This is a genomic window from Methylobacterium thuringiense (assembly GCF_022179645.1).
Classification (GTDB): domain Bacteria; phylum Pseudomonadota; class Alphaproteobacteria; order Rhizobiales; family Beijerinckiaceae; genus Methylobacterium; species Methylobacterium thuringiense.
The window spans coordinates 53,666-65,438 of record NZ_BPRA01000004.1; the positions used below are offsets into that span (position 1 = coordinate 53,666).

General features: G+C 65.0%; 11 protein-coding genes and 1 tRNA gene. 7 read left to right on the forward strand and 5 right to left on the reverse strand.

Features of this window, described 5'->3' with window-relative positions:
* Positions 1-78: 78 nt before the first annotated feature.
* Positions 79-933, reverse strand: a complete 855-nt coding sequence (locus tag MFF07_RS05065; protein ID WP_147814883.1) for a glycoside hydrolase family 25 protein — start codon at positions 931-933, stop codon at positions 79-81.
* Positions 934-1,123: 190 nt separating this feature from the next.
* Between MFF07_RS05065 and MFF07_RS05070 the strand changes: the two genes are divergently transcribed.
* The 7 genes from MFF07_RS05070 (at position 1,124) to MFF07_RS05100 (ending at position 7,291) form a co-directional block, all read left to right on the forward strand.
* The gene (locus MFF07_RS05070; RefSeq protein ID WP_147814951.1) at positions 1,124-1,567 is read left to right on the forward strand and encodes a DUF488 domain-containing protein; all 444 of its coding nucleotides are present in this window, start codon (positions 1,124-1,126) and stop codon (positions 1,565-1,567) included.
* Positions 1,568-1,853: 286 nt separating this feature from the next.
* Positions 1,854-2,954 carry an SMP-30/gluconolactonase/LRE family protein gene (locus MFF07_RS05075; protein WP_147814881.1) on the forward strand — a complete coding sequence of 367 codons (1,101 nt, stop codon included), beginning with the start codon at positions 1,854-1,856 and terminating at the stop codon, positions 2,952-2,954.
* A gap of 325 nt (positions 2,955-3,279) precedes the next feature.
* Positions 3,280-4,311 (forward strand): sulfate ABC transporter substrate-binding protein, encoded by a 1,032-nt coding sequence (locus tag MFF07_RS05080; protein WP_147814879.1) that lies wholly within the window; start codon positions 3,280-3,282, stop codon positions 4,309-4,311.
* A gap of 6 nt (positions 4,312-4,317) precedes the next feature.
* Positions 4,318-5,175: a sulfate ABC transporter permease subunit CysT gene (gene cysT / locus MFF07_RS05085; protein ID WP_147814877.1), complete on the forward strand. Its 858-nt coding sequence runs from the start codon at positions 4,318-4,320 to the stop codon at positions 5,173-5,175.
* The gene (cysW, locus tag MFF07_RS05090) at positions 5,168-6,067 is read left to right on the forward strand and encodes a sulfate ABC transporter permease subunit CysW (protein WP_147814875.1); all 900 of its coding nucleotides are present in this window, start codon (positions 5,168-5,170) and stop codon (positions 6,065-6,067) included. The genes cysT and cysW overlap by 8 nt, the downstream gene beginning before the upstream one ends.
* A gap of 55 nt (positions 6,068-6,122) precedes the next feature.
* Positions 6,123-7,109, forward strand: coding sequence for a sulfate/molybdate ABC transporter ATP-binding protein (locus MFF07_RS05095; RefSeq protein ID WP_238230863.1), 987 nt, complete (start codon positions 6,123-6,125; stop codon positions 7,107-7,109).
* Positions 7,110-7,215: 106 nt separating this feature from the next.
* Positions 7,216-7,291: transfer RNA gene (locus MFF07_RS05100), tRNA-Ile, on the forward strand.
* A gap of 73 nt (positions 7,292-7,364) precedes the next feature.
* Here the strand turns inward: MFF07_RS05100 and MFF07_RS05105 are convergent.
* The 4 genes from MFF07_RS05105 to MFF07_RS05120 form a co-directional block, all read right to left on the reverse strand.
* Positions 7,365-8,399, reverse strand: a complete 1,035-nt coding sequence (locus MFF07_RS05105; protein WP_283206810.1) for a site-specific integrase — start codon at positions 8,397-8,399, stop codon at positions 7,365-7,367.
* Between the two features lie 11 nt (positions 8,400-8,410).
* Positions 8,411-8,836 carry an excisionase gene (locus MFF07_RS05110; RefSeq protein ID WP_238230864.1) on the reverse strand — a complete coding sequence of 142 codons (426 nt, stop codon included), beginning with the start codon at positions 8,834-8,836 and terminating at the stop codon, positions 8,411-8,413.
* A 274-nt stretch (positions 8,837-9,110) separates the two neighbouring features.
* On the reverse strand, positions 9,111-9,521 hold the full coding sequence (locus MFF07_RS05115; protein ID WP_238230866.1) for a hypothetical protein: 411 nt from the start codon (positions 9,519-9,521) through the stop codon (positions 9,111-9,113).
* An 882-nt stretch (positions 9,522-10,403) separates the two neighbouring features.
* Positions 10,404-11,444, reverse strand: a complete 1,041-nt coding sequence (locus tag MFF07_RS05120; protein WP_238230869.1) for an IS110 family RNA-guided transposase — start codon at positions 11,442-11,444, stop codon at positions 10,404-10,406.
* Positions 11,445-11,773: the final 329 nt, after the last annotated feature.

Below are 11,773 nucleotides of genomic sequence, written 5' to 3' on the forward strand. Positions count from 1 at the left end.
GCAAGGATACCACGACACTGAAGCAATGCCGTGGACCTCGCAAGGCTCGTCCAACGACTGGTTGTGTCGGGTTCCCGACTATCTGCCCGTGCACAATCCCTGGCCGGCCAGCCGCGGATGTTCGCGCGGATCGCAATCCGTCGAGAGGAACGAGGCCCACTCGGCGGGCGTGCCGTAGAAGGCGTTCCGGTCGACGTCGCCGCGCACGCCGGGGACGCGGCCGGTCGAGGTGAACTGCCACAGCATCCACTTGCGGTTGGCGAAGCGCTGCTCGGGCTCGGCGGCGGTCGAGCGCAGCCAGTGCGGGTAGTCGGGCAGCTCGTCCTCGAGCACGTCCTTGTGGAAGGTGATGTCGGTGTAGATGATCGGCCGCTTGCCCGTGTAGCGCTCCATCTCGACGAGCATGTACTTCGTCATGGCCAAAGCCTGGGCCTTGGGGAGCTTGCGCGGGCAGCTCTGCGAATGGCCATTCCATTCGACGTCGAGCACCGGGGGGAGGGCGCTCGGATCGTTCGGGACGTTGCGCTTGAACCAGGCCATCTGCTCCTCGGCGGAGCGGCACCAGAACACGAAATGGTAGGCGCCGCGGGGCACGCCGGCCTGGGCCGCCCCGTCCCAGTTCGCACGGAAGCGGTCGTCGACATGGTCGCCGCCCTCGGTCGCCTTGATGAAGGCGAACTGCGTCCCGGCCGCCCGGACCGAGGCCCAATCGATCGGGCCCTGCCACTTCGAGATGTCGATGCCCTGGATCGGATGCTGCTTGGCCTTGGCCACGCCCGGATGAGGCTTCGTATCGCCCTTGGTGGGGTAATAATTGAAGGTGTCGCCGGCGCAGGCGGCGAGGCCCGTCAGCAGGACGACGGCCGCGGCGCGCCCGATCCAGCGACGGATTCGAGACGCAGGCGCGAGACAAGACTCGTTCCCCAAAGACATCGTGCCCCCGCTCGACCTCGGCCGCGCCATCTGTATGGCTAATCGATGCCCTAGACGCGGTTAACGGAGGTTTGACGGCAACGGAACAGATTGCCGGCAAGCGTTGCCCAAACAGCACAAACGGCTCGCGCGGCGCTGTCGCTGTTCCGAGCAAACCATTGAACCGATGCGACAATCACGTGAGGCCGACGTGGCGAAAACCCTGTTTACCATTGGTTACGAAGGTCTCGATCCCGAGCGGCTGACGGCCGCACTGAAGGATGCGGGCGTGGCCCGGCTCACCGATGTCCGCGCCGTCGCCAACTCGCGAAAGCGCGGTTTCTCGAAGGGCGCGCTGAAGGCGGGCCTGGAGGAGGTGGGCCTCGGCTACGACCATTTCCGCTCCCTCGGCACGCCGAAGGCGGGCCGCCAGGCCGCCCGCGCCCACGATGCGGCGCTGATGCGCAAAATCTATTGCGAGGAGGTCCTCGACACCGCCGATGGCGGCCTCGCCCTCGATCAGCTGATCGAACTGGCAGAAGGCGCGCCGATCTGCCTGCTCTGCTTCGAGCGCGATCCCGCGGGCTGCCACCGCCGGGTACTGGCGGAGCGTCTGGAGGCGAAGGGCTTCGTGACGGTGGATCTGTTCGGCTGAGGGCTACCAGTAGCCGTCGCATTGCCGGTTGGCGTCGTGCATCGCCACGCCCTTGGCTCCGCCGGCCAGGACCAGACCCAGCGTCAGCAGGCAAGCGATGGCGACCAAAGCGACCATGACGCCAAGCTTGCCGATTCGTGGTGAACGAAGGGTTAAGCCCCGGAGCGTCCCCACGGGCCGCCTCGCCCATCGCGGAAACCGTTGCTGCGTTCGGGTGTTCTCCCGCCATCCGCCGCAGAGCCGTGTCGCGGCGGCGCAATCTCTGTCATTTCAGATCCGAGCCCTCATGCGAGCGATCCTGCCGGCCGTCCTCCTGTCCCTCACCCTGACTCAGCCGGGCCACGCGCAGGAGGATACGGCGAACGCCGCCGCCCAGCTGACGCCGGCGCTCCGCTCCGCCGACCTCATCTTCAACGGCGTGACCCGTTCGAAGGACGGCCGCATCTTCTCGCCGTTCCAGCGGCAGGAGAAATCGAAGGGCATCGAACTCGGCGAGTGGAAGAACGGCAAGCCCGTCGCCTATCCGAACGAGGCCTGGAACGCCTGGAAGCCGGGCGAGGACGCGGCCAAGGCCTTCGTCGGCGTCAACGCGATCCGGATCGGGCCGGACGGCGACCTCTGGGTGGTCGACAAGGGCGCTGCCGGCTTCGGCGAGGCGCCATTGCCGGGCGGGGCCAAGCTCGTGCAGATCGATCTCGCGACGAACACCGTCCGCAGGGTCTATCCGCTCGAAGCCGGAAGCCGTGAAAAGAGCTTCGTCGACGATTTCCGCTTCAACGGCCGCAAGGTCTACCTGACCGATGCTGGCCAGCCGGGGCTGATCGTGCTCGACCTCGACAGCGGCGAGACCCGCCGCGTCCTCGACGGACATGTCTCGACGATCGCGCAGCGGCCCCTGACGGGCGAGAACAAAGTGCTGCTCGATCCGAAGGGCAAGCCCATCGCCGTCCACGCCGATCAGATCGAAGTCTCGCCCGACGGCAAGACCTTCTACTACCAACCCTGCACCGGCCCCCTCTACCGCATCGAGACGCAATGGCTCGACGATGCCGCGGCGACCGACGCGGAGCGGGCAAAACACGTCGCCATCCATGCCGCCACCGTCGCGACGGGCGGCACCGCGATCGACGCGGCCGGCAACATCTACGCGAGCGATACGGACAATCTCCGCATCCTCAAGATCGCACCGGACGGCGAGACGACCACGCTGGTTCAGGACCCGCGCCTCGTCTGGGTCGACGCGATGTGGATCGACGACGACGGCGGTCTCTGGATCCCGGCCGCCCAGATGAACCGGACGAAAGGCTTCAACGGCGGCACGACGGCGGTGCGATTCCCGACGACGATCTTCCGGATGGAAATCGGTGCGAAGCCGCTGCGGAACTGAACCGCGCCGCTTTCGCCGCAAGGGGCTCGCGCCGAGGCGCACGGCTCTATTTCTCCCGACGCCGTATCCATCGACATATCCGTTTTAACGAACGGGCGCTTTGGAGATGGTTATGGCTGTTTTATGCGGCCACGGCAGAAGATCGATCTCTTCTGCCGTGGCTGCCTTGAGGCGAGGAGAATTCCGACCGACATCCGGGGCTGCCGCAGCGCACAAATAGCGGGGCGGACAGGCTTGACAGCGTTCGTTTTAAGGAACGACAACCTCATCTCGCGCGCCGATTGCCATTTCGGACGCGGTCGACCGGCTTCTTCAGGACTTCGCCATGCGTCTCTCGAATTCCCTCGGGCAAACCGTTCTCGCCGCGGCCTTCGGCGCGTCGATCGCGCTCGCCGGGAGCGCACCCGCCTGCGCGCAGTCCGAGTTGTTGAACGTCTCCTATGATCCGACGCGCGAGCTCTACAAGGACATCAACGCGGCCTTCGCCGAAGACTGGAAGGCCAAGACCGGCGAGACGATCACGGTGCGTGCGGCCCATGGCGGCTCGGGCGCTCAGGCGCGCACGGTGATCGACGGCATCCCGGCCGACGTGGTGACGCTCGGCATTCCCTCCGACATCGACGCCATCGCCCGGATCTCGAAGAAGATCTCGCCCGACTGGCGCACGAAGCTCCCCAACGAGGGGCTGCCCTACACCTCGACCGTGGTGTTCCTGGTGCGCAAGGGCAACCCGAAGGGCGTCAAGGACTGGGGCGACCTCGCCAAGCCCGACGTCAAGGTGATCACCCCGAACCCCAAGACCTCCGCCGGCGGCCGCTGGAACTTCCTGGCGGCCTGGGGCTACGCCTACGAGCAGAACGGCAAGGACGTCGAGAAGGCCAACGCCTTCGTCGGCCAGCTCTACAAGCAGGTCCCCGTCCTCGACACCGGCGCCCGCGGCTCCACCGTGACCTTCGCCCAGCGCGGCCTTGGCGACGTGCTGCCGACCTGGGAGAACGAGGCCTATCTCGTGTTCGACGAGTTCGGTCGCGACAAGTTCGACATCGTCGTGCCGCCGACCTCGATCTACGCCGAGCCGCCGGTCGCCCTCGTGGACGCGAACGTCGACAGACGAGGCACCCGTAAGCAGGCCGAGGCCTACCTGCAGTTCCTCTACACCGACGCGGCCCAGGCGATCTTCGCCAAGCACCACTATCGCCCGCTCAAGCGCGAGGCCGCGAAGAAGGAGGATCTCGCGCTGCTGCCCGAGATCAAGCTCTTCAAGATCGAGGATCTCCAGGGCAGCTGGGACGACATCCAGAAGAAGAACTTCGACAATGGCGGGCTGTTCGATCAGCTCGGCAAGGCCGGGCGCTAACCCGCGATGGCGAGTTCCTCTCCCCGACCCAGGCGGCGCTTTCGCCAACCCAGCGTGATCCCCGGCTTCGGGCTCACCCTCGGCTACACCCTGACCTGCCTATCGCTGATCGTCTTGCTCCCGCTCGCCGCCCTCGTGGTGCGGGCCTCGGGCCTCGGCTTCGCCGGCATCTGGGACGTCGCGACCGACCCGCGCGTGGCGAGTGCGCTGCGCGTCAGCTTCGGCGTCTCGCTGCTGGCGGCGCTCACCGCCTCGATCTTCGGTGGCATCGTGGCCTGGGTGCTGACCCGCTACGATTTCCCCGGCCGCCGGATCATCGACGCCGTCGTCGACCTGCCCTTCGCGCTGCCGACCGCCGTGGCGGGCATCGCGCTGGCCTCGCTCTACGCACCGAACGGCCTCGTCGGCGAGCAGCTGGCCAAGTTCGGCATCGAGGCGGCCTACACGCCGCTCGGCATCTACATCGCCATGGTCTTCATCGGCCTGCCGTTTGCCGTACGCACCGTGCAACCGCTGATCGCCGAGATCGACAGGGAGATCGAGGAGGCTTCGGCCATCCTCGGCTCCACCCGGCTCGGCACACTGACGAAGGTGGTGCTGCCGCCGCTGATCCCGGCCGTGCTGACCGGCTTCGCGCTCGCCTTCGCCCGCGGCGTCGGCGAATATGGCTCGATCATCTTCATCGCCGGCAATCTCCCCTACGTCTCCGAGATCGCGCCGCTGCTGATCGTGATCAAGCTGTCGGAGTTCGACTATGCCGGCGCCTGCGCCATCGCGACGATCATGCTCGCGATCTCGTTCACGGTGCTGCTCGCCATCAATCTGATCCAGGCCTGGAGCCGGCGGAGATTCGGCTATGTCTGAGGCGATCACCCCCGCCGACTTCCCGGTCGCCGAATCCGGCCTCCGGCCGCCCGCGAGCGTCGTCACCGAGACAGGCTGGGTGCGCTGGACCCTGATCGCGGTGGCCGTCACCTTCCTGGCCCTGTTCCTGGTGCTGCCGCTCGTCACGGTGTTCGTCCAGGCCTTCGCCAAGGGCGTCTCCGCCTATTTCACCGCCTTCACCGAGCCCGACGCCCATGCCGCGATCCGGCTGACCCTGATCACGGCCGCGATCGCCGTGCCGTTCAACGTCGTCTTCGGTGTGTCGGCGGCCTGGGCCATCGCCAAATTCAAGTTCTGGGGCCGAGACCTGCTCGTCACCTTGATCGACCTGCCATTCTCGGTCTCGCCGGTGGTCTCCGGTCTGATCTACGTGCTGGTCTTCGGGTCGCAGGGTCTGCTCGGCCCCTGGCTGATCGAGCACGACATCCAGGTGATCTTCGCGGTGCCGGGCATCGTGCTGGCCACGGTGTTCGTGACCTTCCCCTTCGTCGCCCGCCAGCTGATCCCGCTGATGCAGGAGCAGGGCACGGCGGAGGAGGAGGCGGCGATGACGCTCGGCGCCTCGGGCTGGCACGCCTTCCGGACCGTGACCCTGCCCAACATCCGCTGGGGCCTGCTCTACGCGGTCCTGCTCTGCAATGCCCGCGCGATGGGCGAGTTCGGTGCCGTCTCGGTCGTGTCCGGCCATATTCGCGGCCTGACCAACACGCTGCCGCTCCACGTGGAGATCCTCTACAATGAGTATAACTTCGTTGCCTCTTTCGCCGTCGCCTCCCTCCTTGCCGGCCTCGCTCTTGTCACCCTCGTCATCAAATCCGTCCTCGAGTGGCGCTACGCCGACGACATCGCGGCGGGCGCACGGCGTCACTAGCAACTCCACGGCGATCCGGGTCGAGAGCGTCTCGAAGACCTTCGACACGGCGGCCGTGCTCCACGGGCTGTCTCTGGACGTGCGCGCCGGCGAGCTGCTCGGCCTGCTCGGGCCCTCGGGCTCCGGCAAGACGACGCTGCTGCGCATCATCGCCGGGCTCGACCGCCCGGATTCCGGCCGCATCATCTTCGGCGGCGACGACGCCACGCGGCTGCCGGTGCAGGAGCGCGCGGTCGGCTTCGTGTTCCAGCACTACGCCCTGTTCAAGCACATGACGGTGGCCGACAACATCGCCTACGGCCTCAACGCCAGGAAGCGCGCCGAGCGCCCGGCCAAGGCCGACATCAAGAAGCGGGTCGGCGACCTGCTCGACCTGATCAAGCTGTCGAATTTCGGCGACCGCTACCCTTCGCAGCTCTCCGGCGGCCAGCGCCAGCGCATCGCGCTCGCGCGAGCACTGGCGGTGGAGCCGCGCGTGCTGCTGCTCGACGAGCCCTTCGGCGCCCTCGACGCCCAGGTCCGCAAGGACCTGCGCCGCTGGCTGCGCGAGATCCACGACCGCACCGGCCAGACCACGATCTTCGTGACCCACGACCAGGACGAGGCGCTCGAACTCTCCGACCGCGTCGCCGTGCTCGACAAGGGGCGCCTCGAGCAGGTCGGCACGCCGGACGAAGTGCAGGAGCACCCGGCCTCGCCGACGGTGCTGAAGTTCTTGGGCGACACGATCGAGGTCGAGGCGATCGCGCAGGGCGGCCGCGTCCTCGTCAACGGCCGCGATACGCCGGTCCCCGCCCCCGACGGGCTGGTCGGTCCGGTCAAGCTCTACGTGCGCCCCTGGCAACTCCAGTTCGCCGACGCCCACGAGGCCCATCTCGAAGGCTTCGTGCGCTCCTCCTACCGCGCCCAGGGCCGCCAGCGCATCGAGATCGACCGCCCCAACGGCAAGCTCCTCGTGGTCGAAGCCTCCGACAACGCCCGCCTTGCCGCCGGCCGCCCGGTCGGCCTGAAGATCAACAACGGCTACGTATTTTCGGAGTGAGAACGGCTCGGCCGGACGCACGAAGCGCATCGGCCGTTCCCTGCCCGGGAAAAACCGGGATGACGCGCGCGCAGCCAGCGGCTAGGACATGGTCCGTTGCCCTGCCGGGCCTGTAGCTCAATGGTTAGAGCCGACCGCTCATAACGGTCTGGTTGCAGGTTCGAGTCCTGCCGGGCCCACCAATTCCATCAACGGCTTAAGCTGTACGTTACCACGGATTGCCAGACACAACCAACGAATTGACCAACGAAACGGTCATTTCGGCTTATCTTCCTGTGCTTTTTCTGAGGTTTCGTCGCTCGGCTTTTTGGCTGCCTTTTGCAATGACGCCGGGCGTTGACGGTTCTTCACCGCGTTGGCCGGACCTTTTTGGAAGTCAGGGTGATGATGCCCGTAGACCTCCATCAGCACCTTCGGCGTCATGCCTAAGAAGCCAGAGGTTTCCCAGATGTCGGCGCCGGCCTGCATCAGCCACGTCGCGGCTGTGTGCCGGAGGGTATGCGGAGTCGCGTCTTCTTCCAGGCCGGCGACCTCGACAGCATGGGCGAAGCCCGTCTTCACGCTAGAGACCGGCTTGCCCTGCCACTCGACGACGTACTCGGGCAGAGAGCCGTCCTTGCGTGGCGTCTTCGCCCAACGGCGGAGATGCGCCAGTATGTGGTCTGGTAAGCGCACTGGCGGCTGGCGCTTGTTCGACTTCGCCTTCCCCTGCGCGAGCCGGTAGTAAACGCCGGCATCAAGATCGAGGTAGGATCGCCGCTCGCCCTTGTGGAACGAAGCCGAGGCAATCGCGCCGGCTCGGGTGCCGGTGTAGAGGCCGATCAAGATGAAGCGCGCTAGATGCCGCAGCGGGCGCTTATCGGTCGCGAGCTTCCTGCCTGTGTCTGCGCCGCGGTGCCGAGTCTGCGTCTCTCGATAGGTCCAACAGGCCCAGAGCAGCCGGGCGGCCTCCGCGCGAGTGAGCCATCGCGTCCGGCCCTCCCCACGCTTCGGAAGCATGATCGCCACGTCGCCGCGGTGCAGGCCGAGCCTCTTGTGATGCCCGATTGCGGCGCTGAGGTCTTGAAGATCGCGCCGGGCCCCGCCCGTGCGACCGCGCGAAACGACGTAGCTCTTGCATGTGTCGCCGATCACGTCGGCCAGCTTCATGCCGCTGAAGAAATCGCCAAGCCGATCAATGCGCGAAACGAACCGCTTGCACCCGATCGGATCAATAGTCCCGAATTGCTCCGCCGCCGGCTTATCCATGCCGAGCTTTTCGTTGAGGTAGATCGCGAGCACGTCGGCCACATCGATCTCCTCTATGTCCCGCCGCTTACGCTGCGGCTCGTATTTGAGCGTGATGTGCTGCCCAAGGAGTTCTTGAGCGCGGTCAGCTTCGCCTTCAGTGCATCCCGTGGGGTAGTGCTTCCCTCCGTCGAGGATGAGCCACGTCGCGGCGGCGACGAGTTTCCCGTCCCGCCGACGCTCCGGCCGGAGCCAGAGGCGCGCAGGCTTTCGTCGAGCCGGCATCGTTCGATCATCCTTTCGATATCGGCGAGCGTGGTGAAGTCTTTGCCGGCGACGCGGCCAATCGAAAGCCGGCCGCGGGCGGCTTCCGTGCGCAAACCGTTCACGGTCATGCCGCCGGCCGGGAAGGCGAGGGCAACCGCCGCGTCGAGCCGCAACGGCGTGGTCTCGGTGACGTCCTCGCGCTTGGGAACTGGTCGCGCCTTAGCCATGTCCATCGCGCCCCTCTTGCTCTGGGGTGAGGGCGGATCGGCCTGCGGGGGTGATCGCGTAGCCAGCGCCAGCCGGGCCATCATCCGTCCATAGGCCGCGCGCGTATTTGGTCAGGCCCTTCCGCGCGAGGTGGCGAACGTTGCGTCGCACGAGCGATCGGTCGATTTCTCCCCGTCTCGCGATACCGTCGAAGCTGAGGAAGCCGGGATCACCGAAGTCATCGTGGCATCCGTCAAGCGCAACTAGAATGCGCCTGTGGTTCTCGCTCAGCATCCTGCCTCACTTGTTAGGGCTTGTGGATAAGGCGACCGGTCGATCCAGGTCGCCCGTATCCGTGGGCTGTTGCGGGGAGAGCGAGGCGGCAAGCTCTGGATGGCTGAGCGCGCTCTCAACGATGCTGCGGATTTCATCGGCGACGGCCGAGTGGAGGGCGAGCGTGTCGTCGTAGTCGAAGTCGGCGCGAAGATAGTCGCCCATAGCGAGGCGGCCGATGACATCTCCAGACCAGACGGCCATCTGATCGTCGTGGCAGACACGGTCCGCATCCGACATGGTCTCTGCTCGTCTGCTGGCTTCTGCCGAGAGCAGGCGCGGTTGGGTGTGGGGCAGGCCCATCCACTTCGTGTAAGACGCCAGCCTTCGCAGCAGTTCGGCCGTGCTGAGCGCGCGGATTTCCTCGACTTCGGTCATAACTCGACCTCCCGGCATCGCTCTGTAAGGAAGCGGCACTGGCCGATCCGGCACTCGCAAAGATCGCGGTCATCTTGCGGCGAAAGCGGCGACATCACCCGGTGTATTTGTTCCGCGAGCCACTGGACGCCTGCCGTGTCTCCGAACTGGTCCCAACGGTTGGCGGCAGCTTCGGCGATGGCTCTTGCCTTCTCGTAGCGCTCGCTCGTCTCTGCTGCCGACCTATCTCGGTCACGCTCTCGCGACTCTGCGCTACGACAATTCGGCCAAGAGCAAAGATGAGGCTCTTCCCAGCATGCGGCCTTGCTGTCGCAACTCATCACAGCGCTCCATAGATTAGAGCGCCCGATGCGCTCAGGCTTGCCAACAGATCGTATGAAAGCCCTCCCGCAGTAAGACCTCGGACAGTCAAGGACGAAGCCACGAAGTGGCGCGAAGCGTCCTTTACTGGCCGATGTCGTCTGCGATCCTGAGGAGGCGAGCGCAAATCTTCTACCACGAGATTGTCGCTCAAGGCAGGATGCTGCGTCTCGCCTCCCTCCGCCGAAGCGGAGCTTTCGAAGGACGCGCACAAATCTTGTAGCCCGGAATTTGAGTCCAAGCTGATCTTCTGCGTCGCGCCCTTCTCCCCTTGCGGGGAACTGAATGTTACATACCGCGCACCCAATGCTTGGGTTGTTCTTTGCCGAAAGAAGAATATCGAACGATCAGGACTCGTGCTCACTTCCGTGGTCGGCACGAAGGCCGCCACAAGATGGGTTTCGTGAAGTGGGCGCCCACGGCTTATTAGCGCGGTCTGGCCGCATGGGATGGCTATGGGTCGCCCGACCCTCGGTTCCTGACGCTCGGTCTTCCGCTGTCGGCGGCGGAAGGTGTGTTCGGTTAGGCGGCCACAGCCCTTTTCGGCGCGGCCTCCCAACAGAATTCGGTTTTGTCCACCCACATGCGGTGCAGGATGACGGCCAGCCTGCGGGCAAGCGCGATGGCCGCGACGAAGAGGTTCGTCCTCTTCTTGATTTTCAGTGCCCACTCCTTGAGCCAGCACGCCCGGCCACGAGACAGCATTGAATGCGCGGCTTCCACCAGAGCAGTGCGCATTGCGATGTCCCCGGCCCTGGAAATCCTGCCCCTTTTGTCCGTCTCGCCGGACTGGTTCTGCTTCGGCGTCAAGCCGAGGTAGGCTCCCACCGTCTGAGAATTGGCGAAGCGCTCTGGGATATCGATCGATGTCTTGAACGTCAGAGACACGACCGGACCGACGCCGGGGCATGTCATGAGAAGCCGACAAGTCGGATCGCCTCGCGTGATCTGATTGATTTCCTTTGAGAGCACAACAACCTGTTGCCGCATCGTACGAATGCAAACGAGTATCGGCTCGACCACCATGCAGAGGAAGTTGTCCCCAGCAATCAGTTCTCGTACGCGTGCCTCCCACATCGATAGAGAGACCTTGTCCATCTTCATGCCATACTGGCGGATGTTGCCGCGAACAAACATCTTCAGATCGTTCATTTTGATCTGAATGCTTTTGCGTGCGGCCAGAAGCGAACGCATTCGCTGAGACTCTATGGTCTTCATATGAACGGCATGCTCCGTTCCGATATGCATCGCTTTGGCGATGCCGCGAGCATCGTTCCGGTCGTTCTTGTTGACTTTTTGCAGCTTCAAGAAGCTTTTGATCTTCCGCGCATCCACACAGATGATCGGTAGGCCAGCTTCCGCCATGCCCGTGTACAACCACTGGGCAAGGTTCCCGGTCTCCAATCCGACCCGCTGATAGTTCAGGCCGAGCTTGAAGAGGTACTGGCTTAGTGCTTCGGGGTGCGTCTCGATCTTCGCCTCGGCGACGATCTTTTGCTCCTGATCCATCACGCAGATTTGCGTGGTCTTCAGGGCAACATCCAAGCCGACATAGTGCTTCATTGAGGTCGCTCCATCGGAAAAGCTGGCAAAGGCCGAAGCTGTTCCGATGGCCCGAGTCGGAACACCGCGCGGTGCTATTCCGGCTCGGGTCATCGACAGAGCGCATCAAGGGCTGAACGAGGATGCTGATCATGTCAACGCCCCGCCTCTGGAGTCAGACCACGCAGAGGCCCTAAGCATCCCATCTTCTCCTCGTGCGCGAGGGCTCGGATCTCAGTCGCCAGGGCGCTTGCCGTAGCCTCCGCCGCTCGGTTAAACTCAGCCCCGTCAACGCCGCCCTTCAGGGCCATGCGGGCTCGTTCGGCTCGATAATCGCAGAGGCCGGCAGC

Bases quoted from the DNA above. Each gene is read 5' to 3' on its own strand.
- MFF07_RS05080 (WP_147814879.1), top strand. From the start codon at position 3,280: ATGCGTCTCTCGAATTCCCTCGGGCAAACCGTTCTCGCCGCGGCCTTC.
- MFF07_RS05075 (WP_147814881.1), top strand. From the start codon at position 1,854: ATGCGAGCGATCCTGCCGGCCGTCCTCCTGTCCCTCACCCTGACTCAG.
- MFF07_RS05115 (WP_238230866.1), bottom strand. From the start codon at position 9,521: ATGACCGAAGTCGAGGAAATCCGCGCGCTCAGCACGGCCGAACTGCTG.
- MFF07_RS05120 (WP_238230869.1), bottom strand. From the start codon at position 11,444: ATGAAGCACTATGTCGGCTTGGATGTTGCCCTGAAGACCACGCAAATC.
- cysW (WP_147814875.1), top strand. From the start codon at position 5,168: ATGTCTGAGGCGATCACCCCCGCCGACTTCCCGGTCGCCGAATCCGGC.
- MFF07_RS05110 (WP_238230864.1), bottom strand. From the start codon at position 8,836: ATGGACATGGCTAAGGCGCGACCAGTTCCCAAGCGCGAGGACGTCACC.
- MFF07_RS05065 (WP_147814883.1), bottom strand. From the start codon at position 933: ATGTCTTTGGGGAACGAGTCTTGTCTCGCGCCTGCGTCTCGAATCCGT.
- cysT (WP_147814877.1), top strand. From the start codon at position 4,318: ATGGCGAGTTCCTCTCCCCGACCCAGGCGGCGCTTTCGCCAACCCAGC.